At 40.4% G+C, this 26063-nt stretch carries 33 protein-coding genes; 26 read left to right on the forward strand and 7 right to left on the reverse strand.

All coding sequences use genetic code 11. From position 1 onward, the window contains the following. Window positions 1–31 precede the first annotated feature (31 nt). On the forward strand, window positions 32–3214 hold the full coding sequence (locus CD004_RS08280; RefSeq protein ID WP_102262317.1) for a DEAD/DEAH box helicase: 3183 nt from the start codon (window positions 32–34) through the stop codon (window positions 3212–3214). 53 nt (window positions 3215–3267) lie between these two features. Then, the gene (locus CD004_RS08290; RefSeq protein WP_233435021.1) at window positions 3268–4626 is read left to right on the forward strand and encodes a redoxin domain-containing protein; all 1359 of its coding nucleotides are present in this window, start codon (window positions 3268–3270) and stop codon (window positions 4624–4626) included. Between the two features lie 46 nt (window positions 4627–4672). Here CD004_RS08290 and CD004_RS08295 read toward each other — a convergent pair whose 3' ends face one another. Next, on the reverse strand, window positions 4673–5512 hold the full coding sequence (locus tag CD004_RS08295; protein ID WP_102262320.1) for an STAS domain-containing protein: 840 nt from the start codon (window positions 5510–5512) through the stop codon (window positions 4673–4675). Between the two features lie 559 nt (window positions 5513–6071). On the opposite strand from CD004_RS08295, the gene CD004_RS08300 reads away from it, so the two are divergent. After that, a complete protein-coding gene (locus CD004_RS08300) occupies window positions 6072–6944 on the forward strand; it encodes an aminoglycoside 6-adenylyltransferase (RefSeq protein ID WP_158651505.1) in 873 nt (290 codons plus the stop codon). Between the two features lie 399 nt (window positions 6945–7343). On the opposite strand, the gene CD004_RS08305 is transcribed toward CD004_RS08300, so the two are convergent. Beyond that, window positions 7344–7868, reverse strand: coding sequence for a phosphatase PAP2 family protein (locus tag CD004_RS08305; protein ID WP_324782772.1), 525 nt, complete (start codon window positions 7866–7868; stop codon window positions 7344–7346). A 77-nt stretch (window positions 7869–7945) separates the two neighbouring features. On the opposite strand from CD004_RS08305, the gene CD004_RS24420 reads away from it, so the two are divergent. Next, window positions 7946–8077: a hypothetical protein gene (locus CD004_RS24420; protein ID WP_267892358.1), complete on the forward strand. Its 132-nt coding sequence runs from the start codon at window positions 7946–7948 to the stop codon at window positions 8075–8077. Between the two features lie 23 nt (window positions 8078–8100). Further along, the gene (locus CD004_RS08310; RefSeq protein ID WP_267892368.1) at window positions 8101–8406 is read left to right on the forward strand and encodes a GyrI-like domain-containing protein; all 306 of its coding nucleotides are present in this window, start codon (window positions 8101–8103) and stop codon (window positions 8404–8406) included. Window positions 8407–8563: 157 nt separating this feature from the next. Here the strand turns inward: CD004_RS08310 and CD004_RS08315 are convergent, their stop codons facing one another. Continuing rightward, window positions 8564–8872, reverse strand: a complete 309-nt coding sequence (locus CD004_RS08315) for a DUF4257 domain-containing protein (RefSeq protein ID WP_023614739.1) — start codon at window positions 8870–8872, stop codon at window positions 8564–8566. Window positions 8873–9130: 258 nt separating this feature from the next. Here CD004_RS08315 and CD004_RS08320 point away from each other — a divergent pair, with 258 nt between their 5' ends. The 15 genes from CD004_RS08320 (at window position 9131) to CD004_RS08390 (ending at window position 17425) form a co-directional block, all read left to right on the forward strand. Next, window positions 9131–9568, forward strand: a complete 438-nt coding sequence (locus tag CD004_RS08320) for an NUDIX hydrolase (RefSeq protein WP_102262324.1) — start codon at window positions 9131–9133, stop codon at window positions 9566–9568. A gap of 106 nt (window positions 9569–9674) precedes the next feature. Continuing rightward, a complete protein-coding gene (locus CD004_RS08325; RefSeq protein WP_324782773.1) occupies window positions 9675–10286 on the forward strand; it encodes a kinase in 612 nt (203 codons plus the stop codon). Next, a complete protein-coding gene (locus CD004_RS08330) occupies window positions 10283–11191 on the forward strand; it encodes a serine hydrolase domain-containing protein (protein WP_158651506.1) in 909 nt (302 codons plus the stop codon). The genes CD004_RS08325 and CD004_RS08330 overlap by 4 nt, the downstream gene beginning before the upstream one ends. A gap of 18 nt (window positions 11192–11209) precedes the next feature. After that, window positions 11210–11815: a DUF4253 domain-containing protein gene (locus tag CD004_RS08335; protein WP_102262326.1), complete on the forward strand. Its 606-nt coding sequence runs from the start codon at window positions 11210–11212 to the stop codon at window positions 11813–11815. Window position 11816: 1 nt separating this feature from the next. Further along, window positions 11817–12143, forward strand: a complete 327-nt coding sequence (locus tag CD004_RS08340; RefSeq protein WP_102262327.1) for a hypothetical protein — start codon at window positions 11817–11819, stop codon at window positions 12141–12143. Between the two features lie 6 nt (window positions 12144–12149). After that, a complete protein-coding gene (locus CD004_RS08345; protein WP_102262328.1) occupies window positions 12150–13169 on the forward strand; it encodes a DUF2332 domain-containing protein in 1020 nt (339 codons plus the stop codon). 31 nt (window positions 13170–13200) lie between these two features. After that, entirely contained in the window at window positions 13201–13803 is a 603-nt protein-coding gene (locus tag CD004_RS08350; RefSeq protein ID WP_102262329.1) for a hypothetical protein, read from the forward strand. 14 nt (window positions 13804–13817) lie between these two features. Next, window positions 13818–14246 carry an ester cyclase gene (locus CD004_RS08355; RefSeq protein WP_102262330.1) on the forward strand — a complete coding sequence of 143 codons (429 nt, stop codon included), beginning with the start codon at window positions 13818–13820 and terminating at the stop codon, window positions 14244–14246. Window positions 14247–14258: 12 nt separating this feature from the next. After that, window positions 14259–14486 carry a hypothetical protein gene (locus CD004_RS08360; RefSeq protein ID WP_102262331.1) on the forward strand — a complete coding sequence of 76 codons (228 nt, stop codon included), beginning with the start codon at window positions 14259–14261 and terminating at the stop codon, window positions 14484–14486. A gap of 58 nt (window positions 14487–14544) precedes the next feature. Further along, a complete protein-coding gene (locus CD004_RS08365) occupies window positions 14545–15006 on the forward strand; it encodes a GNAT family N-acetyltransferase (RefSeq protein WP_102262332.1) in 462 nt (153 codons plus the stop codon). 98 nt (window positions 15007–15104) lie between these two features. Beyond that, complete coding sequence (locus tag CD004_RS08370; protein ID WP_158651508.1) at window positions 15105–15707, forward strand: hypothetical protein; 603 nt, start codon at window positions 15105–15107, stop codon at window positions 15705–15707. Further along, the gene (locus CD004_RS08375; protein WP_102262334.1) at window positions 15700–16275 is read left to right on the forward strand and encodes a ribonuclease FAU-1 family protein; all 576 of its coding nucleotides are present in this window, start codon (window positions 15700–15702) and stop codon (window positions 16273–16275) included. Before CD004_RS08370 ends, CD004_RS08375 begins: the two co-directional genes overlap by 8 nt. Before the next feature lie 2 nt (window positions 16276–16277). Next, window positions 16278–16610 carry a hypothetical protein gene (locus CD004_RS08380; RefSeq protein WP_102262335.1) on the forward strand — a complete coding sequence of 111 codons (333 nt, stop codon included), beginning with the start codon at window positions 16278–16280 and terminating at the stop codon, window positions 16608–16610. A 1-nt stretch (window position 16611) separates the two neighbouring features. Continuing rightward, the gene (locus CD004_RS08385; protein WP_102262336.1) at window positions 16612–16971 is read left to right on the forward strand and encodes a hypothetical protein; all 360 of its coding nucleotides are present in this window, start codon (window positions 16612–16614) and stop codon (window positions 16969–16971) included. A gap of 64 nt (window positions 16972–17035) precedes the next feature. Continuing rightward, on the forward strand, window positions 17036–17425 hold the full coding sequence (locus CD004_RS08390; RefSeq protein WP_102262337.1) for a hypothetical protein: 390 nt from the start codon (window positions 17036–17038) through the stop codon (window positions 17423–17425). Window positions 17426–17453: 28 nt separating this feature from the next. Here CD004_RS08390 and CD004_RS08395 read toward each other — a convergent pair whose 3' ends face one another. Both CD004_RS08395 and CD004_RS08400 read right to left on the reverse strand, forming a co-directional pair. Then, window positions 17454–17993, reverse strand: coding sequence for a GNAT family N-acetyltransferase (locus tag CD004_RS08395; RefSeq protein ID WP_102262338.1), 540 nt, complete (start codon window positions 17991–17993; stop codon window positions 17454–17456). A 28-nt stretch (window positions 17994–18021) separates the two neighbouring features. Continuing rightward, window positions 18022–18513 carry a hypothetical protein gene (locus CD004_RS08400; RefSeq protein WP_102262339.1) on the reverse strand — a complete coding sequence of 164 codons (492 nt, stop codon included), beginning with the start codon at window positions 18511–18513 and terminating at the stop codon, window positions 18022–18024. Between the two features lie 168 nt (window positions 18514–18681). On the opposite strand from CD004_RS08400, the gene CD004_RS08405 reads away from it, so the two are divergent. After that, window positions 18682–20610 carry an ATP-dependent DNA helicase gene (locus CD004_RS08405; protein WP_102262340.1) on the forward strand — a complete coding sequence of 643 codons (1929 nt, stop codon included), beginning with the start codon at window positions 18682–18684 and terminating at the stop codon, window positions 20608–20610. A gap of 46 nt (window positions 20611–20656) precedes the next feature. Here CD004_RS08405 and CD004_RS08410 read toward each other — a convergent pair whose 3' ends face one another. Both CD004_RS08410 and lexA read right to left on the reverse strand, forming a co-directional pair. Next, window positions 20657–20860 carry a hypothetical protein gene (locus CD004_RS08410; RefSeq protein WP_102262341.1) on the reverse strand — a complete coding sequence of 68 codons (204 nt, stop codon included), beginning with the start codon at window positions 20858–20860 and terminating at the stop codon, window positions 20657–20659. A 162-nt stretch (window positions 20861–21022) separates the two neighbouring features. Continuing rightward, window positions 21023–21646, reverse strand: coding sequence for a transcriptional repressor LexA (lexA, locus tag CD004_RS08415; protein ID WP_102262342.1), 624 nt, complete (start codon window positions 21644–21646; stop codon window positions 21023–21025). Between the two features lie 154 nt (window positions 21647–21800). Between lexA and yneA the strand changes: the two genes are divergently transcribed. The 5 genes from yneA (at window position 21801) to CD004_RS08440 (ending at window position 26031) form a co-directional block, all read left to right on the forward strand. After that, complete coding sequence (yneA, locus tag CD004_RS08420) at window positions 21801–22115, forward strand: cell division suppressor protein YneA (protein WP_102262343.1); 315 nt, start codon at window positions 21801–21803, stop codon at window positions 22113–22115. Between the two features lie 24 nt (window positions 22116–22139). Then, window positions 22140–22784 carry a YneB family resolvase-like protein gene (locus CD004_RS08425; RefSeq protein WP_102262344.1) on the forward strand — a complete coding sequence of 215 codons (645 nt, stop codon included), beginning with the start codon at window positions 22140–22142 and terminating at the stop codon, window positions 22782–22784. A 78-nt stretch (window positions 22785–22862) separates the two neighbouring features. After that, window positions 22863–23096, forward strand: a complete 234-nt coding sequence (locus tag CD004_RS08430; protein ID WP_102262345.1) for a DUF896 domain-containing protein — start codon at window positions 22863–22865, stop codon at window positions 23094–23096. A gap of 334 nt (window positions 23097–23430) precedes the next feature. Continuing rightward, complete coding sequence (gene tkt / locus CD004_RS08435; protein WP_102262346.1) at window positions 23431–25440, forward strand: transketolase; 2010 nt, start codon at window positions 23431–23433, stop codon at window positions 25438–25440. 165 nt (window positions 25441–25605) lie between these two features. After that, window positions 25606–26031, forward strand: coding sequence for a VOC family protein (locus tag CD004_RS08440; RefSeq protein ID WP_102262347.1), 426 nt, complete (start codon window positions 25606–25608; stop codon window positions 26029–26031). The last annotated feature ends 32 nt before the right edge of the window (window positions 26032–26063 follow it).

The raw sequence follows: 26063 nt of genomic DNA on the forward strand, positions 1-26063 counted from the left end.
ATTTATTGCATCTCCGAGGAGGGAGCAGAGCATGGATATTAAACTAAATCTAAAAGTCATCAAAGATATATGCGGAACTGTTTCCTTCAAGCGGGGGGATGCATTTTACCGTGCGGGAAAAGTCGAGATTCCTGACTACAATGAGCAATGGGTGAACGCAACCGTGACAGGGGCGGATGTATTTCATGTCACTGTCACGAAAAGTAATGACGGCCGTTTCACAACTGAGTGCACATGTCCAAAGCTTGCGTCTGTCAAACATGAGTGCCAGCATGTGGCCGCAGTATTGCTGGCTATTTTAGATGAGCAAAAGCAAGGGACATCAAATGCGATAAATAATAATGATCGATCTGGAAATGGGCTCGCAGAAGGACTGCTGAACATTTTCAGTGAAGAGCCTCGAAGGACAAGCAACCATCAGCTCCACTTTGAAACAAGGAAGATTTTGAACACGATGTTCAAGATCGAGCCGATTGAAACGAGTGATCAGCAATTGATGCTGGGTGTTTCGATGAGCATTGGCCCAATCAAAATCGAGGATATTACGGGATTCCTGAAAAGTGTGGCGAATCGGGAGACATCATTGCTATCTGACTTGTTCACTTATGATCCAAAGCTTCATTGTTTTCAAAGCGATATCGACTCTATCATCAAAATACTTATCCAAATCGTCCATGATTCAGAGTTATCGTTGAAGGATGAAAATGCCTTTTCAACCTTGATCATTCCGCCATCTTTTTGGCATCAGTTAGTGCCGCTGCTGGAAAGAGCTCCGGATGTTAAATTGATTGAGGAGGGCGAAGTTACCGGGCAGTTTTCTGTTTCGATTGAAAGGCTTCCACTTTTATTCAATTTTGAAAAGATCACTGACAAAGACTATTCATTAAAAATTGCTGGTATTTCTGATCTGATTGTTCTTCAAAAATATGACCTCGTTTGGTTGAAAACCAAATTGATTCAGCTCAGCACTGAGGATTGCAGCAGATTATTTGAACTGAAAAATATGCTCGCGCAATCAAGAACGGATAGCATACCGATTTTACACGACCAGATGGGTTTCTTTGTGGACAAAGTCGTACCAGGTCTGCGCCGTATTGGGGAAGTCCAAATAGATGGCGACATAACAAAGCAATTTTTAACCGAGCCGCTGATCACAAAACTTTATCTTGATCGCGTGAATAATCGATTATTGGCAGGAATCGAATTCCAGTATGGAAAAATAGTTTTCAACCCTCTTGAGGAGAGGGAACCGAGAGTCAATTCTCTGTTAATCAGGGACATGGTCAAGGAGGACCAGATCCTTGAGTTGCTGGATGAAGGTTCTTTCGCGAAAACGGATGGCGGTTATTTTTTGCACAATGAAGGGCTTGAATATGAATTTCTGTATCATGTCCTGCCTAAGCTGCAAAAGCTTGTGCAGGTATACGCCACAACAGCTGTCAGGAACCGGATTTTCCGGGAGCCGGCCCGACCGCAAATACGTGTCAAGGTGAAAAAAGAGCGGACAAACTGGCTTGAATTCAAATTTGAAATGGATGGGGTTCCTGAAAAACAGATCAGGGATATCCTTGAAGCACTTGAAGAGAAACGAAAATTCTATCGTTTACGCAATGGGGCATTGATGTCACTGGAAACGAGGGAATGGGAAGAAATCCAGCGTTTCTTGAAGGCAGGGCCCATCCAGGATGAAGATTTGGAAAAAGGGTTGAATGTCCCGATTGTCCGTGGGATGCAAATGCTGGAATCTTTCGAGGATGGATCCATACTGCAGTTAGAGGATTCGTTCCGGAGTTTTCTAGAAGAAATCAGCACTCCCGGCAAGGTTAAGTTTGAAGTTCCTGATAGATTAGCGCCAATACTACGTGAATACCAGAAACATGGTTTCCAATGGATGAAAACTCTTGCAAGTTACGGATTTGGCGGAATCCTGGCAGATGATATGGGGCTTGGTAAAACACTTCAAAGTATCACCTATATTGCTTCAGAGCTTTCCGATGTGAGGGAAAGGCAACAGCCCATCCTGATTGTTTGTCCATCATCCCTTGTTTATAACTGGCTCAGTGAATTCTTGAAATTCACTCCTGAAATTCAGGCAGTCATCATCGATGGCAATAAAGAGGAGCGGTCCAAACTGTTAAAGGATGTTTCGGGTATTGATGTTGTCATTACCTCCTACATGCTCCTGCGCAGGGATATTCACCTGTACGAAAAAATCAGATTTCACACTGCCTTTTTCGATGAAGCACAGGCGTTTAAAAATCCGCTGACTCAAACGGCAAAAGCAGTGATGAACATACAGGCAGACCACCGATTCGCGTTAACAGGTACGCCGATTGAAAATTCCATCGAGGAATTATGGTCTATTTTCCGGGTGGTATTTCCTGAGTTATTCCAGGGGTTGAAGGAATACAGCAATCTGACAAGCAAGACAATTGCCCGCAGGATCCGGCCATTTTTACTGCGAAGGGTAAAGGAAGAAGTGCTTGGGGAGCTGCCTGAGAAAATCGAATCAATCGATAGAGTTGAACTGCTGCCTGAACAGAAAAAGCTTTATGCTGCATACCTTGCAAAGCTTCGCCACCAGACCTTAAAGCAGCTGGATAAAAATACGATCAGGAAAAATCGGATCAAAATACTGGCTGGACTGACGAGGTTAAGACAAATATGCTGCCACCCAGCGTTGTTTGTAGATGGATACAAGGAGAGCTCTGCTAAATTTGAACAGTTGAAAAATATCATTGAAGAGTCCAGATTTGCTGGGAGAAGGGTCCTGATATTTTCACAGTTCACAAAAATGCTCGACTTGATCGGCAAGGAGTTAGCATACGAGGGCATTCCTTTCTTCTACCTGGACGGACAAACACCTCCTGAAGATCGAGTAGAAATATGCGAAAAGTTTAACGCAGGAGAACGAGACTTTTTCCTGATTTCCTTGAAAGCAGGGGGCACAGGCTTGAATTTAACAGGAGCTGACACAGTCATTCTTTATGATTTATGGTGGAATCCAGCCGTTGAGGAGCAGGCCGCAGATCGTGCCCATCGAATGGGTCAGAAGAATAAAGTCCAGGTCATCAAACTGATCGCAAGCGGAACAATTGAAGAGAAGATGAATGAGCTCCAGGACAAAAAACGGAACATGATCGAAGAAATTATCGAAGAAAAAAGCTCAGCGTCGCTGACAGAGGAAGATATCCGCGAAATTTTGCAGATATAGAGAGTTGAGTCATTAAAATGTTTTAAGTTAAGCCGATAATAATCTGTGACATGATGTTGTTAGAGGAGAGAATATTTTTGGCTAATAGAGGATTGAACGTAGGCAAGCAAGCACCTGATTTTGCTTTGCCAGGAACACATAATACAAAATACAGATTATCAGATTTTGCAGGACAGCCTGTTATTATTGTTTTCTTAAGAGGCACATGGTGACCAAACTGCCGAAATCAGCTGGTCCAGCTGAATGAACAATATGATGTTTTAAAAGAAAAGGGAATACAAGTCCTTGGGATTGCTGGACAGAACATTAAGGGCATCCAGGCTTACGTTGATTCAGAAGGCATCAAGATTCCGATTCTTTCTGATGAAAAGAGAACAGTGATCAAGCAATATGAGGTTTTTGTACCTATAAAATGGGACAGTTTTCGAATAGCCATACCTAGCACCTATGTCTTGGACGGGAACCACGTCATCCGTTACAGCTATATCGGGGATTCGCAATTTGACCGTCCAGCGATTGACGGCATTTTGAATATCATCCAGGAGATCCACGAGTCAGGGGCGGATGTAGAGGACGCAGCTGAGCAGGAACAAGCTGGAGTATTCGTAGGAGCTATGAAAGAAACCTTTCATGATATTGTTTTATCCACCCAGATGATCAAACAAAGTGTGAACCATAATCTGGAATCAATCAATGAACTGGAGAATGAGCTTACTGAGAACAAGGAAGCTCTATCCCAGTTTTTCACCGTATTTGAACAAATGGAATCGAAGATTAGCTTGTACAGTGAGACAATTCATAAGGTAGTAGATGGGTCTTTTGCTGTCATTCAAGATAATCAACAGGCTTCCGAGCATATGAAGCAAACATCAGTTTTGTTAAAGGAATTGGTCGGTTTAACACAAACTATTGGCAGCATCAGCTCAACGATATCATCGATTTCTGCTCAAACTAAAATTCTTGCGTTAAATGCTTCGATTGAAGCTGCAAGGGCAGGTGAACATGGTAAGGGATTTGCAGTGGTTGCAAAAGAAGTGGGCAAGCTTGCAGCTGCTTCTGCAGATGCATCACAAAATATATCGACACAATTAGAGGGAATTGAGAACAAAATCAGTTCAAGCTTTTCTTCCTTTACTGACTTTGATGACCTTATGCAGCAAATTGACTCGAAGGTGAATTTGCAAAACAAGGAGCTCGAAGATGTTTCATCGGGAATCCTTTCAATCAGGGCTGACAGCACTTCCCTGGCAGACCGGTTGCGGATGATCACTGAACAGCAAGTAGCCCAGCAACAGAAAATCAGTTCTGTCAAACACCAGGAATTGAGTATTTCCTCAGAAATCGACGGAATCCATAAAGATATCGAAGAAAATAATAAACTTGTGTCCGAACTGGACAAAAGAGTTTACTAGACGATAGTAAAGCCCCTATGTATGCACCATAGGGGCTTTTGCTATATTATTTTGTAACTTCGTTATCCAGATAGGACCTCAGGGTTTGCTGTAGCGTACCTTTGGTTTCTGCCTTTTGATCAAAAGTGATTCCTGCATGAATCATTTTTCTGACAAGATCAGGACGCATTCCGGTTATGACAGCGTTTGAACCCATCATCGAGACACCGCTCAATACTTTTTGGAAATGCGAGATGACGTTCATTTCCATGTCTGCGATCCCAGAAAGATCCATAATCAATGTTTGGACTTTCAGCTTTGAAATATCCATCAGGACCTTCTCTTCGATAATCTGCATTCTGTAATCATCCATCATACCAATTAGAGGAAGTACCGCAACAGAACTGCTCACTGGGATAATGGGCACGGATAAGTGTTCAACTAACTTCCTCTGCGAGTTGAGCAATTCATCTTTGTACTTTGTATAAGTAAGGAAGAAGGTATTCAGGAATTGGTCAACTTGGTCATTGATTTTTTTCTCGAGTTGGAAGAATTCCTCTCGGTCAGTAAATCGGTTGTACATTTGATCATATTTGTCTAGGAAGTGCCACAAAGTTCTGCGAATGGCCTGGATCCATTCCAATTTGAAAGCAACTGTCAATGAATGTTCTGCCCAGGCGATTCCTTCTTGTTCAGCAAAAGCAACCACATTCTCCTCTTGCTGCTCTACTATATAGACAATTAACTTCTCAGCGTTTTTTAAAAGGTCAATATTCCCTTTTTGGAGAATCTCATTAATCTTCGAAGCTACATTTACCGCTTCTGATAACAAGTGTTGTTCGAAAAGTTCCCTATTAGATTGAATGAAATCGGTCACTTCATCTCTCTGGTTAAAAGTTGATTCCATTTTTGTGTACACTCCCCGGCATTATATTAGATTTATTTAACAACATCTAGATAGGTTTAAGTCTCCTTAATTTAACTGTAGCAAACAATGAATTCAAACTCAAATAATCTCATGTCAGTCAGCCTGAAATTCATTATTTTTGAAGGATATAAGGTCAGAAAGCCGAAATAATTAACAAATCAAGATTTAATGATACATAATCCAACATACTTAAGGAGGAAAACAATGGGCTGGTTCATCATTGTTATTATTGCGTACTTACCGATATTTTACCGGATTCACCGCCGTCTGGATTTTTTGGAAAAAGAGGTTGAGCGGTTGAGTGTAGAAAAACGTGAATAAGGGGGATATACATAGAAATAGGCAAAGCGACAAAAGTGGATTGTAAATTTATTATGTAAAGTATTTTTGCACGCCCCATTATGATGCTATAAAGTCCATTGACATTTTTAGTTGAACAGATGTAAGAATATGTATCGAAATATTAAAGAGGATGCCCGCTAAGATTTTAGCAGATAAACAAAATCAAATCAGTTACTTAATACGAAGGGGGAGAGATGTGAAACAAGAACAGCAAATGCTTAACGAGCTATTGGGATGGGCCAGGCAGAATGATAATATACGTACGGTTTTGATGACAAGCTCTCGAGCTAATCCCCGCGCATTTACCGATTTATTCACAGATTATGATTTCGAGATTTTTGTAAATGAATTAGATTCTTTTGTCCAGGATGACGGTTGGTTAGACCAATTTGGCTCACTTATCAAAAAAGTGGTTTTGCAGGATGGCGATTGGCGAACGAGACTCGTCCTGTACGAAGATGGGACTAAAATGGATTTTCAGATTACAACGAATGATTTTGTTAAACACCTGGCTTCCATGTCAGAACTGCCGGATGCATATGACAATGGCTATAAAGTCTTGTTAGATAAGGATGGAATCGCAAAAGGAATCCCGCTGCCATCTTATACGGCATACATAACAAAGAAGCCGTCAGCGGAAAGATTCGCTGATATCATCAACAGTTTTTGGGGAGATACCGCATACGTAGCAAACAGCCTCTGGCGTGATGAATTGTACTTTGCGAAATACATGCTCGACAACATCATTCGTTTCCATTACCTTCAACCAGTGATCGAATGGCATCTCGGTGTGAAGCATGATTGGAGTGTCAATCCTAATAAATTTGGGCGATGGTTTAAGCGTTATCTCGACGGTGATACATGGGATGAGCTGGAGGGAACTTATGCGGGAGCAAGTTTAGAGGAAAACTGGGAAGCTCTTTTCAGGATGGCTGATCTTTTTAGCCGCCTGGCACAAGAAGTTGGGAAGAGTTTGGGGTATGAGTATCCGATGGAGTATGAGCAGAAAATGAGGGAGTACTTGCTAAAAGTCAGGAACCTGCCATTAGATGCGGAAAGCTTTAAGTAGCAATAAAAGGTCGCCTTGCAAACGAGGACTTAGGTTACGGGACTGCGGCGGTAATATTAGTAGTTGAAGAGATTAAAAGAATGAACCCAAACGGAACCCAATGATCATGATTGGTTATAATCAAGAGAATGACGGGCAAGAGCTACATACACGAAGGTCGGATTTGCTGAGACGGAAATTGCACCAAGGGGAGAGCAGTTGGCAGCTTACAACCTTAAGGCTGAGGTTCACTGATATGACGGACAAAAATTAGTGAAAGCAATGAAAAAGTGGCTGTCATCAAGGTCATGACGGACAGAAATGAGAGGAAGACCCGGAAAAGTGTCCGTCATTAAGGTCATGACGGACAGTAAAGAGAAGAAGACCCTCAAAAGTGTCCGTCTTTAAGTCAATAGGTTGTTAACTGGCTTCCGGTTTGTTTCCGAACTTACTGAACGAAATGATGCGTGCCACCAAACTTGTCAGTGATCCAAGAAGTGCACTTCCGATGATATCGGATGGATAGTGGTGACCAACCCAGACACGGGAGAAGCCGGTTAGTGCAGACATCCACATCATGATCGTACCGAGGGTCCGGTGAAACATGAATATAGTGGTAGAAGCAGCGAAAGCGAGCATTGTATGCTTGCTGGGAAAGGAAGAATCTCTTTTTGACGGAATAAGGATTCCGACGCGTCGTTTTATGAAGGGGCGAGGTTTAAGATAAAATATATGGATGAAGAAATGGGAAAAGAAGCTGATGATAATCGCAATCCCCGTTTCTAGAGCAATTCTTTTGTTAAACCGGTTTTTGAACAGCATCAATACTATGATTAAAAGATAAGCATAGCGTACACGATTCGAAATAAGAATCATTAGTTGATCCACTGGTGAAAAGCGGCCAGAAAGTCTGTTGATCAGCTTGAAAAGTTTAAGATCCATCATGTTTCTCCTCAATGTTTTAGTCTTACTTTTCCCTGGCTGATTAGAAAAATGTACGAAAAAAAGGAGAGAATCTGACAATGGTAACTAAAATCGTCAATAAAGAAGCATTCAAGGCTATTGGTGTTAAATGGATCGGCACTTTTGAACAGGCAGCAAAGGGAGAAATCAAAAGTTTTCATAAGGGATTTCTTAAAGGAAAAATGAGATAAAAAGCGCTGTAAATACAGAAAACATTCTTGGGCTTTCTTTTCATATCAACGAAAATGGTTTTACATATTATCTGGCATTGGAAGTGGAAGATACGGCGATTATACCTGAAGAAATGGAGCTTATTACGGTTCCGGCCTATACTTATGCCAGTACAGAATATAAGGGAACAGCAGTACATGAAGCTTATACAGCCTTGTATGCTTGGATTAAAAAGAATGGCTATTCATTAAGCAAGGGTGAATTAGAGCATTTGGAGGAGTATCCAGGAAGCTTTAATCCTTTACAAGATGCACCTGAACTGAAAATCAATATTCCGATTTTGGTTTAAAAAGGGATTTTTTTTATGAAAGGTAATGTTTAGGGGGAAAGGGGTAGGCTTAAAAGTTTCCCAACTTCTTTTTAATCAAAAAAAAACAAGCACTCTGGAAGCTGCTTGACCGATGGCGTTAGCAAACTTCTTTCTCTTAGGCTGAGGTATTGGTTTTTCATTTGCCAATATCCTCACCACCCTGGCTACTGCTTCCTATTCGAAATAATTCAAGTCCTCTTAGTAAGGCATCACCTCCGAAACCAGCCATGATGGACATCAGAAAAACTCTAAGCAGTGAATCAGCTTCTGAAGAGACTACCAATAGTGCGGCTGCTAATGAACCGGTGAGGATTTCTTCCAAGAAACCAAGGTAAATGAATTTCTTTGTTCTTCTAGGCATGATGATCTTGCCTCGTTTTCTAACATGAGCTGTCAGTCCAACAAATCCACCGATGACCATTGCGAAAATAACGTTTTCTAACAAATTGATCACTCTCCTATTTTTGTTGGTCGACCTTCAGTAACTCTAGGTGTATTACTATTATACAAGTAGTAATGTTGGAAAAGCATGTGTAAATTTATCGAATTTTCAGTAAATTTAAATGGTAAATTTTATGTGTAACTTTTTGGTAAAAATTATAATTTGGGACCTCGGAAAAAAGTTACAGGCCTTTAGGCTTAAAGAAGGGATACAAATGAGTGTATCCGATTATGAGAAGAACAATTGGAAAGGGGATCACAAATGTTTATTTTAAATGTAGAAGGTGCTATTTACAGGGAAGGAAAGTGGCTGATTATTGAAAGGAGTTCCAAAGAGGAACATGCCGGAGGGCTTCTTTCGCTTGTTGGCGGAAGGGTTGAAAACGAGGGATTTTCAAAGGATTTACTTGAGCGAACTTTGAAAAGGGAGCTCTTTGAGGAAGTGGGTATCACAGTAAAAGATGATGTTACATATGTTCGGAATACTTCTTTTGTTCTTCCTGATGGAAGGGAAGTGCTTGATCTGGTCTTTTATTGTGAAATTGACGCTGGCGAACCATATCCAAAAAGTAAAGATGAAGTTGAGGCAGTATATTGGTTGACTACAGCAGAAATTTTTGCTCATCCTAAAGCTCCCATCTGGTTAAAAGAAAGCATTGAAGAGGCAGAGAAATTAAATAATAAATTGCAATACAAATGATGCCGCCTTTAAAAGGTGGCTTTATTTTTGCCTGAAAAAGGAAATATGTGTCGATTTAGCGAATAAGTTAATGTAACTTTCACCTATGAAATGAGAGGTAAACACATTGGAATTTGCAGAAAAAATAATGAAGGAAATTCATTCAGCTATTAGTCAAAACGAACGTTTTGTTCTAGGTATAGATGGACTTAGCAGGGCTGGGAAAACAACTTTTGTAAAAAAACTCGCTTCAATGTTGGAATCAAAAGAAATTCAAAACATGATTATCCATATAGATGACCATATTGTTGAACGGAAAAGCAGATATAATACCGGGCAAGACGAATGGCAAGAGTATTATTACCTGCAGTGGGATATTGAGTCGCTCAAAGAAATTTTGTTTGAAAAGCTCAGTTATTCTAATGATTTGAAGCTTCCTTATTACGACCATGCATTGGATCGACATGAGTACAAAGAACTTAATATAGCCGATAAGAAGGTCATTATTGTTGAAGGAATCTTCTTGCTGAGAAAAGAATGGAGCAGCTTTTTTGATTTTGCCGTTTTTCTGGATTGCCCTAGAGAGATTCGTTTTTCAAGGGAAAGCTTGGAAACTCAGCTGAACATAGAAAAGTTTAATAAAAGATATTGGAAAGCAGAAGATTTTTATCTGGAAAAAGTGAGGCCAATTGAAAAGGCGCATTTAGTCCTATCATGCGAAAAGTTGGTGGAAAATTGACTTTGCGTTTGGATAAGAAGTTAACAAATGAAAAAATCAACTCCTGTCTTGTTCTGCATGAAAATAAAGTGGTATATGAATTTTTCCGCAACAACAAGCAAAAGCAAAAATTGCACAAAGTAAATTCCGTGACAAAAAGCGTCCTTTCAATTTTGATAGGCATCGCGATTGATCAAGGGAAAATCAAAAGTATAAAACAACCGATAGCTGATTTTTTTGAAGGCCTCGAGGAATCCAAAAAAGCAATTACAGTTGAGCATCTGCTGACTATGACTCCAGGTTTTGACTGGCCGGAGTTTACGAGCTGGGGAGGCAGGCCGATGCCGATGATTAATAGCAAGGACTGGGTAAAGTTTGTGCTCGAACGGGAAATGATCGAGGAGCCGGGGGTAAGTATGCATTACAATTCCGGTGCGTCCCATTTGTTAAGCGCCATCCTTCAAAAATCAGCAGGGGAACCTCTGACAAGTTTTGCGGAAAAATACTTGTTCCAACCGCTGCAAATCAAAGATTACAGCTGGCACTCTGACTCAAAGGGAGTCGCGATTGGCGGATTTGGGTTGTCTTTGAATCCTTTTGATCTTCTGAAAATAGGCAAGCTGATGCTAAGTAACGGGAAATGGGAAACGAAGAGGATTGTTTCGGACGGATGGATACAAAATTCTACTGCACCAAGGTACATTGGCCCTTATTTTGGAATGTATGGTTACCACTGGTGGATTCTTACAGATAAGGACAATGCCCCGGTCAGCCCGCATACCTTTTTCGCGATGGGATATGGCGGCCAATATATCATAGTCGTACCTGAAACAAACTTAGTAACGATTTTCACGAGTGACAACTATGGAGAAACACATCTGCCGCTGGATTACTTTAAGCAAGAAATACTGCCATCATTAAGTTAAAGAAAGTGGGGTGAATAAATGTCCTGGAAAAAGTTATTTAGCTTTGGCAAGACTCAGGAGAAGGAATTGAATCTTGATGAAATTGATTTTTCAGAAGAAGCACTGACAATTTTAAAAACCAATTCACCAAGCAAATTGATGCCCTTATACAAGACGGACTTATTTTTTGATAAGCCAGGTGAGCTGGCGGGGATTTGTATTAAGACTAGGAAGGAAGAATCGGAACATTTTGTCTTGAAGCTTAAAGAGGAACTGCGGGAGATAAGCTATCAGGCCTTTATTTGCGATTATGATCATAAAGAGATCGGCATTATCAAGGGTACTGACCAATTCGACATTCTGAAGGTTCAGCAGACCAATGGAGACAATTACGATATAAGCAATGAAAAAATCATTTCAAAACTGAAGTTCTGGCATAGAAGGTTTCCATTCATCATCATTGGGGCGGATTATGATTGGGTGGAAATCAGTTTTCTCATAATGCCAAAAAGCGAGGAATTAAAGGTACTGGCAAAAGAAATCGCTAAATTTTGTCCGGACATCGTGGAACAGGGAACAGGAACGATCAGCGGTTTAATAGAAGAAATGAAAGAAACAGGGAAATTATTTTTATGGTGGGATTAATATGTTAAAACGTTACAGATTACTGATGATTTCTATTTTCATTGGTGTAATCGGAATATCCATTACTCCTTTCTTCAATTCTGTCGTTGTAACCCCTGATTATGATTTGACAAGGCACAGACTTGGACTTCCCATGCCGATTATTGAACAGAACACCTGGTTGACACCTTTGGATGATGCTTTTCCATTTGAATTAGGATTAGTGAATCCGCTGGAGAACCCTACGAAGTTATTAATAGGGAACTATTTATTCCTTGTGGGGGCAGCTGTAGTAACTGTTTATGTGATTCTATTAATTTTTATGTCTTTATGTAAAAGGATTCGGTGATGTTTGATGTATGATGATATTTCTATGAAGTTCAAAAGATTTGCGGTTCATGAATGCAAGGGGTCAAGTCCAATATATGAATTCCTATCTTCAAAAATAGCTGAAGATACTAATATACTTGACCTTGCAAAGGAATCAAGGGAAGGTCAACCAATGCCAAATCTTTTTTTAGGAGCAGTACACTATCTATTAATGAAGGGGTATAATCATCCCCTGGCAGAATTCTATCCAAGCTTGACCGAACAACCTTTTCCTAAAGAACAAGCCTATCCGGTTTTCGAAGATTTTTGCAGTTCATATTCTGATGAGATAATCGAGTTGATAAAAAGTAAAATCGTCCAGACAAATGAGGTCAGGCGCTGTTCTTATCTCTATCCCGTTTTCAGCCGTATTTACCACATGACCAGAAAGCCATTGGCATTGATTGAAATCGGAACGAGTGCGGGCTTACAGTTATTCGTGGACAAATACAGTTATTCATATGGCACAGATAAAATTGTCGGGAATCTTGATTCGGAAGTCCACCTAAGATCTGAAATAAGAGGAATTAAATCACTTCTGAAACCATTGCCCCATTTTGATGTTGCAACAAGAATAGGAGTCGACCTGCATATAAATGATGTGAGAAATACAGAGGATTACTTATGGCTAAAGGCACTAATCTGGCCAGAACACGGTGAAAGACGAGAGTTATTTGAAAAAGCGGCAAGCTATGTGAGCAATCAAACATTAAGCTTAATAGAGGGGGATGGAGTTGAAATACTCCGATCACTGACAGCAGCAATTCCAGAAGAACAAGTGATTTGTGTATTCCATACCCATGTTGCCAACCAAATGCCAGTCGAGACTAAGGAGAAGCTTCTGGAGCAAATAAAAGAAATTGGAAAACGAAGGACAATTTTTCATATATACAATAATATTTACGATGCAAAGCTTCACTTCGATTATTATCTCGATGGCCAAGAAAGCTTGAACACAATCGGGGAAACTGAAGGCCATGGCCTCTGGTTCAAAATGGGTTTTTAAGAGGTTGAAATTTTCTGTTAGGGTGATTTATATGGATAAAGGTTCTTTCATTATTTCTAGCATAGTTATGGCTATATCCATTTTATACTTAATTTATCAACTGTTTATTAGTAAAACGACAGTTGGGTTGGAGCAAGAAATAAACGAGAAGATGAAAGCCAGTCCAGTTGCCAATGTAATTCGTTATTTGATCTTCATTGCTATAAACTCTTTCCTTGCAAATATGTTTTTCGACATAGGCTGGCTTTTATGGATTAGTTTTTTCTCTGCAGTTGCTTTATGGATTTTGCTAGTTGACCATCAGTTTAACTTTTCATACATAATCAGTATCATTATTATTCTTTTGATTTTTTTTGGAGCTGGTGTACCGAAACATCAACAATCGTTTCTAAATCATATCAGTGAGCATACAGAATACAAATGTTTTAGCATTGAGTGTGTGAAAGTCTCTCAGGTGGTTATTGATGATAATTTGAAGACTGAGATTGAAACTTATTCGATCCAGGGCTACTCGTTTGATTGGTATTTGCTGTTCGCCAAAGGAGTATTGTTGCTAACAGATGAACAAGGTAATATGGAGGAATTCAGAGGTGTTAACATTGGTGGCCTGTGGCTGCTGGATAAAAAACTTTGATCAGGAGTGAAAATATGATTAGCGATAATAAGAGATTACTAGCTGAAAGATGGTTCAGTGAATATTTTACAGAGGGGAATCTCGATGTGATTGATGAACTGACTACCGAGGATTTTATTTACCATTCGCGTAATGGTGAAAACTCAAGGGAATCAATGGTAGGTTTCATGAAATGGTACCGATCCGTTTTTCATGACGATATTTGGGTGCTGGATGATTTGATTGAACAGGGCAATAAATTGGTAGTACGTTACACCGGCTGGATGACATACAAAGGCGGCTGGTTCGATATCCCATCTGAAAATCAGCGAGTAAAAGAGACAGGGATCATGATTTTTTTATTTGAAGGCAGCAAAGTGAAGGAAATGTGGTGTGAGAATAGCGATGCTGGCATTTTATATGATTTGGGTGCATTGAAGAAAAACACTCATGAAGTTTTTTAGGAGGGATGAGATATGGCTGGGACAATATTTTGGCTATTGATTGTAGCGTTCGGTTTCCTGTTTATTTGGGGCTTGATAAATAAATCCTGGAGGCTTCTGCTTATCGGCGGAATGGCAGTTACCCTTCCGTCCCTGTACTTTCTGGGAGCGGAAAATGGGTTTAGGCTGTTAGCTCTCGTTCCATTGATTCCTTTTGGATTGAGTTATTTTTTTGCGAAAAAGAGAAAGGAAAGCAGATAAGAGGGCAGAGGAACATCACCTAAAAGCAGCGAACATTTTTATATCAACGGAGGGAAACATGGTAATTCGATTAGCGAATCAAAGGGATATTGATCAATTAATAAAAATGAGATGGGACTTTACGCTCGAAGATTACCCCGAAATGGGTGAGGGAGTAGGGTATGGTTCCTTTGAAAAAGAATGCAGAGGGTTCCTTGAATCTGCGCTGGAAAGTGGGCAATGGTTTGTCTGGATTGCTGAGAATGAAGGGGACATCGTTTCCCATATTTACGTTGAACTGATTCATAAGGTTCCGCGTCCAGGCAGGTTCACTCATCCGTTTGCTTATATGACCAATGTATACACTGTTCCCGAAAATAGGGGGAAAGGGACTGGGAGTAAGTTGCTGTCTCGTGTCAATGAATGGGCTAAGGAAATGAAATTCGAGTTCATAATCGTGTGGCCGAGCGATACGAGCATCGAGTTTTATGGGAGAAATGGCTACACACAGTGTACGGATCCATTGGAAAAGCATTTTTGATGTCGGTAGTTCAATGAATTTTAAGTAAATTTTTGGAATATTTGAAACCTTCTTCCTTGATAAACGTATTAATATTTATCCAGGGAGAAGGAGGGAATATGATGGCGCGTTTAAGTTTCAATACAGAGAATTCATCAAATGTAATCCTTGTGACAGCAATTATTTTAATCATCAGCAGTTTGTTCATGCCTCTCGTTTTTGTTTACATTATTCAGGATTATCTTTACCTCTCAGCTGAAAAATGGTTTTATGATACACCATCATCTGCATATGTAATTTTCATGATTGGGATGCTTTGGATAGCGGTAACTCTATTTCTGTATTTATTTTTTACGTGGAAGTTCGAATGGAAAGGCATCAAGTGGATTACACTTCTCATTATGCTAGGATGCGTACCTTTCTTCATGTTCGGCGTGTCGAATTATTATTATCTTGATGACCAGGGAATGCATTTTAATGATTATAAAACGTTCAACACCATCAACTCCTATTATTGGGAGGATGTTAAAGAAGCAAAAGAAATTTTCGTAAAAAGTAATGGAGTAACCGTTGTGGATCATTTAAATCTTGTCACAGAAGCTGGAGATGTAATCGAATTGCCTTACAACAGCAAGGTGAAGAACAACAGATTCAAAATCATGGAGAAACTGCAAGAAAACAATATTCCCCTAACTAATAATATGGGAGATTTATATGAATGATATTAAGTTAAAAAGAAAATATGGTGACCGGGCTGATTGGCGCCGTGTCGTTCAAAGGGAATTCATTCAGGATTTCTTAGATGAAGATGGTTTTAAGGGTCACGTTACCATGTTAAAGGTGATTAAAATAAGTGAACCATTATATGTCCAATACGGGGATAAAAAAGTCTGTATAGTAGACGAAGGCTATACCTGGCTGCAACATTTCCCTGAGGGTGCACGTCATTCGGTCACTACAATGTTTGACGCTGCCGGGGAGATTGTCCAATGGTATATTGATATTTGCAATGGTAATGGTATTGATAATAGTCGTCCGTGGATGGACGATCTCTTTTTGGACATCATTATCCTGCCTACAGGAGAAGTTTTTCATAAAGATGCCGATGAACTAGAGTCAGCTTTAACATCTGGTGTTATTGATGAGGAACTATATCATATCGCTATCTCTGAGGCTGATGCTATAGGCAAGCAGGTCGAAGCGAATGAATTTGATTTACTGCATTTAACAAAGGTACATAAAGAGTGTTTGGAATCGAATCCGAATTATCGAAGGATTCGAGGTGTGTAAAAGTGTTTGTGAAGATATATAGTTACCATGTAAAGTCAGGTAAAGAACAGGAATACCTGAAAATCCAGGAAGAAACTGAGAAGATTTATTCTAGATTTCTAGACAAAAAGGCACTGCATCTCCAAGGCATGACAGATAAAACGAAATGGCTTGAGATACACATCTATAACAATGAAGATATTTATAAAGACACCATTCAAATCATAGACCAACAACCCGAAATAACGGTTTTGTTTAAGCGGTTTCGTGAAGTCATCACTTCATTTGAGGAAATCTCAGAAGAAAACTACCATCTGGTTGATTTAAGAGCAAATCGCAAACAGGATGGGGATTAAGATGAAAAAACTTAGTAAAGGGTTACTTGTGATTTTACTTTCCATTGCAGGCTGCAGTGAGAGTTTTGATCCGCAGCTCACGAGGATAGATGTGCAGAAGATATCTGAAGAGGGGATGAAAGATCGTGAAGAAATAACCATTGCCTCAATTGAAAGGCTGAAAAAGATTCAGCAAGCCTTCGATAAAATTAAGTGGTCGCCTAACACGAAAGTTGAAATGGCAAGAAAAGAAGGTATGATGGCCACTTTCTTTATCCAGGAAGAAAAGAATATGCCTGAAAGATTATATCATTATCGGATCTGGTTTAAAGAGGGAACGGCTAAGTCAGCGACAAGGAAAATGAGGGTTACGGAAGGTTAACAGATAAAGAGATGGTCAAGGTTCTTGAAATACAATTGTTGGCTGGGGAATAGGTGACATAACAATGAAAAGCAAGAAAGAAAATTTGATTACAATTCTGCTATATATAGTATTTATGTTAGGTCTGCTAGTAGTGATGAGCATAGTATTAATAGATATAGATACTCCGAACTCCTTAAGATTTGTGATTGGGTTTGTTATATTCTTGCTTTTATTTGGGCTTTTTCAAATGATCCTCATCGTTATAAATGTTAAGAAGCTGCCTGGGTTTGATATTAAAAGACGGATATTTAGATTCGCGGGGACTTTTGTATTCCTGATGTCAGTATCTTATACATCAAATTATTTATTTTGGCCAGAGCGGCTTGATAACCTGGACTTTGGAGCTCCTCTCGGAATGGCTCTTGGCCTCACCTTTTATGATCTATTGTTTAAAAAAAGTGAGGAGGGGTAGAGTCGCGCTGTTTCTCCTCAACTTAAAACTAACTAACAGTATTAAACGCAGGTGGATACTTAATTTTTCCTTGTAATCCACTCAATGAGCCTTTCTTTAGCTCAAGAGCCATGAAGACTTCCTCAGGCACAGGGAAAGGAGATTTTATCCCAAATTGGCTGGCTGGTGAAAAGCCAAAACGAGGGTAAAAGTTCGGATGGCCAAGAACAAATATATGATCATATTCCAAAGCCTTGCATGCTTTGATTCCTTCGTTAACGAGGGCAGAACCAATGCCGCTATTTTGATAATCTGGTTTCACCGCCATTGGTGCAAGACCTAAAGTAGGAACTGTTCCTTGATCGGTAACAAGATGAATGGTGCTAAAAAGTATATGTCCAATTATTTCACCATCACGCATGGCCGCTACGAGACTTAAGTCAGAGATAAAGTTATCTGAATCACGTATAAGTTCGATTAAATTAGCTTCATTCTCTCCATTCACAAAAGCCTTTAGATTGATCTCCCTAATCACAGTGAAATCAACTGTCTCTTCTTTGCGAATGATGTAATCAATCTTCTCTTTCATATTTCTTATACTCCCTCCATACCAGGTTTCACGTTTTAGATTCAGAGTCAGTAAATTCTTTATAATATTGCCTTTCATTTTCACCAGATATTGAGTCTATATTATTTAACAATGGAATGAGAAAGTCTTTTTTACGATTAATCTCCTCTTTGTTATTAGAGTAGTCCACATCATTTCCTATATTTACAGCTATTTGATGGTAGTCATCTGCAAGCGAATCAAGCATTACTCCAATCATTGATATTTTTCCATTCATCATATGGTATTGTCTGCTAAGGCGAGTTAGTTCTCCAATGTGAGAGGCTAAAGTGAATTCCCCATTCTTTTCCTGCAAGGTTTTGACCCAAATATTTGGGTCGCCATCATGTTCAAGCAAAAATTGGGTATCCTTTACTGTCCGTTGAAAATTGTAACCCAATTGACTCTCAAAATCTGCAATTCTGTTGTACTGATAAATAGTCATGAAAATCAGTAAAGCTATGAGAGCAAAATTAATGTAGATGATTTGTTTCGCTTTCAATAGAAATCCCCATCACTAGAATTAGAATTATTTTAACAGTTATTACCTAAAAATGGAATTAAATCTTTTGCCTATTTTATATTTCAATTCTTTCACTAAATGACTGATTATCTGTTATGATAAAAGCTGGCTTTTTTGCCGGAATTAATTTTTTTGAGGAGAACCTTAATGAAAAAAAACCTTCCATTTACCATTACCAAGAATGATACGTTCTTCGATTTGTTAGGGGATTACATTGGTGATGTCTTTTACGATATATTGCCTGAAAAGGGCTATGAACTCCGTGATGAGCAGATTTATATGGCCTTCCAAGTGGAGCAGGCCTTCAAGAATAAAGGAATTGTTTTCGCCGAAGCTGGCGTAGGCACCGGTAAAACATTCGTCTATCTCATTTATGCCATTCTATACGCAAGATACATGGGTAAGCCGGCGATTGTCTCCTGCTCGGACGAAACACTGATTGAGCAGCTCGTTAAAGAGGGCGGTGATATCGAAAAACTCGAAAAAGCGCTCGGGTTGAAGGTCGATGTCCGATTGGCAAAAGCAAGAGAGCAATATGTGTGCGTGAAAAAGCTTGATGACCTTTCAAACACCTCGGATGTAAAAGAAATCCTTGACGTCCATGATCAGTTGCCAGATTTCATCTTTGATGAAGGGATTTCAATGAATTCATTCACTCGCTATGGTGACCGAAAGGAATATCCATGGGTGACAAATGAAAATTGGGCTTCAATGGCCTGGGATCCACTTCAGCAATGCTCAACATGCAGTTGGCGCCACCGTTGCGGCCAAACATTGAACCGTGATTACTATCGCCATGCCGGCGATTTGATTATTTGCTCACATGATTTTTACATGGAGCATGTCTGGACGAAAGATTCCCGTAAAAGGGAAGGGCAGATGCCATTGCTTCCAGAAGCAAGTACCGTGATTTTTGATGAGGGCCACTTGCTTGAATTTGCAGCTCAAAAAGGACTAACATACCGATTCAACTCACAAACTTTGACCACTGTCCTGACAGGATATATGCACCAGGACGTTCGAGAGGAATCACTGTATTTAATTGAGGATATATTAGAGCTTCATGATTCATGGTTTGACCTTTTGGTTGAAAACTCATCTGCGATAGAAGGTTCTAATCGAAAAGAAGTACCGATGCTATCAAATATCAGGAAAACTGCAGAAACACTAGAGAAAAAGGTTAGCGATTTAATGGACCAGCTGGTGTTTGACGCGGAAATGTTCCTGATTGACGAATACCATTTAAAAATCATGGAAGAGTATCTCGAGTTTTTCGCATACGGTCTTTCCGTTTTCTTGAAGAATGACGAAGGGATTTTCTGGCTGGAAGAGAATGAAGTGCAAACATCTCTAGTCATCATGCCTCGACTAGTTGAGGATATATTGAAAAAAGAAGTATTTTCACAAAATATCCCGTTTGTATTTTCTTCAGCCACCTTGTCTCAAGCCGGGGATTTCAACTATATTGCGAAAAGCCTGGGGATCGAAAAATACTCCTCCTTTACTGTAGAGTCACCATTTGATTATGAAGAACAAATGGAATTGGTGGCACACATCGAGGATGATGAAATGAAGAAATGGATCAAAATAGGGGACGACCTTATAAGCAGCAATGGCAGCTCGCTTGTTTTGTTCTCTTCCATGCAGGAAATGGAACGATTCCGGATGTGGTCTGAAAAACAAGAATGGAGTTTTTCTATCTTGTTTGAAGGAGACCGTGAAATCAGTGAAACCGTAAAGGAATTCCAGAATGACATCGAGGCGGTTTTATGTTCCTTCAGTTTATGGGAAGGACTGGACGTACCTGGAGAGTCACTGGTTCAAGTCATCATTGCTTCATTGCCATTCCCGCCTCATGATCCAGTCTTCCAGGCGAAAAGAAAGCATGCGGATAATCCAACTGCTGATGTAGATATACCATATATGCTCCTGCGCCTAAGACAGGGAATGGGCCGATTGATCAGAACCAATCAAGATAGCGGAACCGTACATGTGTGGCTTACTCAAAATCAAAAAGCTGCGTACTATGAAGAGTTAAAAGGTGTACTGCCTGTTCAAGATATTCAATGGAAATAGAAAAATCCCGAAAGGACTAATCCTTTCGGGATTTTTCAGGTAGGTGTTAGTCTCTGCAACCGCACTTTCTGCGGCGGCGGTCACGATCGTCATCTCGATCATCCCTAGCACCGGCTACTAAATCCTCGATCAAACAACGGCGCACAGCACGGCAAAGGTCATCAAAGTCAACAGTTGCCCTGACTCTGTCTCTGTCACGGTTAGGGTAAAATACGCCTGCTACATCATTGTCATTACGATTGTATCCCATTAGAAACTCAACTCCTTTCCATAATGAAAGATACTTACACAATATCTTATGTGGAGAGGGACAAGTTGTTAGGGTCTCTACCTATTTTTCTCATAAATGTGCTGGTCTCATATGATAAAAGTTTAATAGAAAGAAAAAAAGCAAGCGAAGCTGCTTGCTTTTTTAATGCATATGACGATATACACCGATAACTTTTCCAAGTATGGATACGTTACGAAGGATGATAGGGTCCATCGTAGGGTTTTCAGGCTGGAGCCTGAAATAATCCTTTTCCTTGAAGAAACGCTTAACTGTTGCCTCATCATCCTCTGTCATCGCTACAACAATGTCCCCGTTATTTGCCGTCTTTTGCTGTTTAACAATAACATAGTCACCGTCGAGGATGCCTGCTTCAATCATACTGTCACCCATGATTTCCAGCATGAAAACCTGCTCATCATGTGGAACAAGGCGGTCAGGAAGAGGGAAGTACTCTTCTACATTTTCTATGGCCGTGATCGGCATACCAGCTGTTACTTTACCGACAACAGGTACGTTCACCACATTATATTTAGGAATGCGGCTATCTTCTTCTATTTCCAGAATTTCAATTGCACGCGGCTTGGTAGGATCACGTCGGATCAAGCCTTTGCTCTCAAGTCTTGCAAGGTGTCCATGGACAGTGGAGCTTGATGCAAGCCCAACAGCTTCACCGATTTCGCGTACGGATGGCGGATACCCTTTTTTCTTGACTTCGCCTTTTATGAATTCAAATATATCTTGTTGCCGCTTCGATAACTTTGTCATATTCACGCACCTCGTATATTTTCTTGTCCTAATTATACCATGTCTACTCCACAGATACAAACATAAGTTCGAATTTTTAGATTGACACGAAACAAATGTTCGATTTATAATGAAATCAACTAGTCGAACATACATTCGTTAAGGGGTGCCGTAAATGAAAAAACTATGGGAAAACTATTCATATGCCTTGATCCTGATTGCAGTCAGCTTAATCTTTTCATTGGTAGCAAAAGCGCAATTAAATAACGAAGATGCATACATAACTGTTACTATAGAAGAAGGACAATCACTGTGGGAAATTGCAGAGGTGTTTGCTGGCGAACATAATTTTACCGAAAATGAATTCGTCAGCTGGGTAGAAAAAGAAAACGGAATTATTGGGGAAATTGTCTTTCCGGGAGATGAACTGGTAATCCCTGTTGTGGCTGATCAGATGGAGCCTACCCAGATTGCCGGAGCAGAAAGATAGATTTGACTGGAATAAGGTGACAACATGAAAGCAATTATTTATTGCCGCGTAAGTACAACTAAGGAAACGCAGGAAACTTCGCTGATCAGGCAGGAAGAAGAGTTGCTGCGCCTGGCAAGCAACTATGGTTTTGAAGTAGCGAGTATTATTAAAGAAAAAGCTAGTGGGTATGATCTTGAAAGGGAAGGGATCCTGGAACTGCTGGAATTGATCAAGGACAAGAAGATAGGGGCATTGCTCATCCAGGATGAAACAAGACTTGGAAGAGGCAATGCCAAGGTTGCGATTCTTCATTGTATCCTAAAAGAAAATGTAAAATTATATAGTGTCTCCCATAGTGGGGAACTCCAGCTTTCAGAATCAGATTCCATGGTGCTGCAGATTGTCAGTATGGTGGAAGAGTATCAGAGGAAAATCCATAATATTAAGATTAAGCGTGGCATGAAACGAGCGATTGAGCATGGATACAAGCCACAGCGCAATCTGAAAAAACAAGGTGTGAATTCCGGCCGTGACCGGAAAGAGATGCCGGTTGAGGAAATCGTCAAGCTGCGGAATAATGGATTGACGTTTGCTGAAATTGCCGCCACATTAAGAGGATTTGGATACAATGTATCTAAGGCTACAGTGAACCGAAGATATCTTGAGTACATAGAGACAAATGAATAACGAAGCTCTATTCTTGTAAAATCGCAAGAATTTTAGTAAGATGTCATTTGACGTAATTTTTTACAAAGGAGCTTTACAATGCTATCAAGTGATAAAATTGCTAGGATCAATGAACTGGCAAGGAAAGCAAAATCATCCAAGTTGACGGAAGAGGAAGCAAAGGAACAGACGAAGCTTCGTGCAGAATATCTCCAGTCTTTCAGGTCTTCTATGCTCAATACACTTAAAGGTGTTACCATAGTGGATCCAGAAGGCAATGACGTTACTCCTGATAAGCTCAAGGAAGAAAAAACGAAGAATAAGCTTCATTAAATATATACTAATTTGGAATACATGCGACATGTATTCCATTTTTATTTTTTGAACTTATGATAAATATTCCACTAGTTTGTTTCATCTCACTAAATAAGTGGAAATTAGACTAAGGAAAGATACATAAATAGTTAAGGCTTTGTACTGAAAAAGCACTACTATGCAATTATTTTGCACCCCCAAAGGCTTTCATTTACATATCGACAGCGAGTTTGTGTCAAAATAAATAACAATACGGCCATTTCTGTCTCCTTCAGGCACAATTTGTTGTATAATAATTTCTCTCGCTATAATATTATGGATGTAGCTAGTACCTATAGAAAGGATGTATATAATGTTTAAAGAAATTGATATGCTTTCAATTGATTCCATTCGTACCTTATCAATTGATGCAATTGAAAAGGCAAATTCCGGCCACCCAGGCATGCCGATGGGGGCAGCTCCAATGGCTTACACATTGTGGACTCGTTACATGAACATCAACCCTAAGAACCCAGAATGGTTTAACCGTGACCGTTTTGTATTGTCAGCTGGACATGGTTCAATGTTGCTATACAGCTTGCTGCACCTTGCAGGATATGATCTGACAATGGATGATATTAAACAATTCCGCCAATGGGGAAGTAAGACTCCAGGACACCCTGAGTTTGGCCACACTGCTGGTGTAGACGCAACAACTGGACCGCTTGGCCAGGGGATTGCTATGGCAGTCGGTATGGCAATGGCTGAACGTCACCTTGCTGCAGTCTATAACAAGGATAACTATAATCTCGTTGATCACTATACATACAGTATCTGCGGTGATGGAGATCTAATGGAGGGTGTATCTGCTGAAGCAGCATCGCTTGCAGCCCACCTGAAGTTAGGCAGAATGATCGTTCTTTATGATTCAAATGATATTTCTTTGGATGGCGATCTTGATAAGTCATTCTCCGAAAGTGTTGAAGGCCGCTTCAAGTCATATGGCTGGCAATACATTCGCGTTGAAGACGGGAACAACCTTGAAGAAATCGCAAAAGCAATTGAAGAAGCGAAGACGGATGAAGACCGTCCAACAATGATTGAAGTCAAGACGATCATTGGATATGGTTCACCTAACCTTTCCGGTAAATCAGATGTTCACGGTGCTCCACTAGGTGCTGATGAACTTAAGCTTACCAAGGAAGCTTATAAGTGGACTTTTGAAGAAGACTTCCATGTACCAAGTGAGGTATATGAGCACTTCAAACAGCAAATCGCTGAAAAAGGTGAACAAGCGGAACAGGCTTGGAACGAGCTTTTCGCAAAATATAAGAGCGAATATCCTGAACTAGGGGTCCAACTTGAAAAGGCAATGAAGGGTGAGTTAGTTGAAGGATGGGATAAAGACATCCCTGTATACGAAGAAGGAAAGAGTCTAGCGAGCCGTGCTTCCTCTGGAGAAGCGCTTAACGGAATCGCTAAAAACCTCCCTTACTTAGTCGGCGGATCGGCTGACCTTGCTGGATCAAACAAAACAATGATCAAGGGATCAGGTGACTTTTTCCCAGGTTCATTCGAAGGGCGTAACATCTGGTTTGGTGTTCGTGAATTCGCTATGGGTGCTGCGATGAACGGTATGGCACTTCACGGTGGACTTAAGGTATTTGGCGGAACATTCTTCGTGTTCTCCGACTACTTGAAGCCGGCAATCAGACTCGCTGCACTAATGGGATTGCCTGTAACATACGTATTCACACATGACAGTATTGCAGTTGGTGAAGATGGACCTACGCACGAACCAGTTGAGCAGCTTGCAGGACTTCGCGCTATGCCAAATCTGTCTGTGATCCGTCCTGCAGACGGCAACGAAACAGCGGCAGCGTGGAAGCTATCAGTTGAATCAACGAAGACGCCTACAGCTCTTGTGTTGACTCGCCAAAACCTCCCAACGATCAAGGATACTGATAAGAACGCATATGAAGGCGTTTCTAAAGGTGCTTACGTCATTTCTCCAGCTGGAAAAGACAATGCTGATGCATTGCTTCTAGCAGCAGGTTCAGAAGTAGGCCTTGCAGTGAAAGCCCAAGAGGCTCTAGCTTCTGAAGGCATCGACGTTGCAGTTGTAAGCATGCCTTCATGGGATCGTTTCGAACAGCAGTCTAAGGAATATAAAGAAAGTGTTATTCCTAAGTCTGTCAAGAAGCGCTTAGGAATCGAAATGGGCTCTTCACTTGGCTGGCACCGTTATGTTGGTGACGAAGGAGAAGTGCTTGCAATCGATACATTTGGTGCATCAGCGCCTGGCGAAAAGATCCTGGAAGAGTACGGTTTCTCAGTCAACAATGTTGTCGCTCGCGTTAAAGCACTGCTTGAGCAAAACTAATATTCATTAAATGACGAGTATGGAATCTGATTCCGTACTCGTTTTTTTTAGTACCAGTTTGTTCTCCTTGTTTTCCGGGCAAGATAGATTATTGTATTCTAATGAAGTATGTGGTAAAATTTATATTACGAACAAATGTTCTTATTCAAACAAAGAGGTGTTGTTATGATAACAGGTATTGTTCCTTATCTAGTAACAAATGGAAATGGCCAGGAGGCAGTAAAGTTTTATCAGCATGCATTAGGCGCAGAGGTCATCAGTCTGCAGACATTTGGAGATATGCCTCCCAATCCAGAGTATCCGCTTCCTGAAGAAGCAAAAGATCGGGTAATGAATGCACAATTGAAAATTGGCACAGCCAGCTTAATGTTATCGGATACTTTTCCCGGCCATCCATACCAGCTTGGATCCCAGGTAACGATAGCAATATTAGTAAATGATGCAACAGAAGCAAAAGGGATTTTTGAGAAGCTACAGGTGGATGGAAACGTTACGATGCCTATCCAGGAAACCTTCTGGAGCTCAGCTTATGGCCAGGTGACGGACAAATTTGGCGTGGAGTGGCAAGTATCAACAGAGAGTGAAAAATAAAGCAAAGACCAGGCTGATACTTGCAGCCTGGC

Source organism: Mesobacillus jeotgali (assembly GCF_002874535.1).
In the GTDB taxonomy this organism is placed as follows: domain Bacteria; phylum Bacillota; class Bacilli; order Bacillales; family Cytobacillaceae; genus Mesobacillus; species Mesobacillus jeotgali.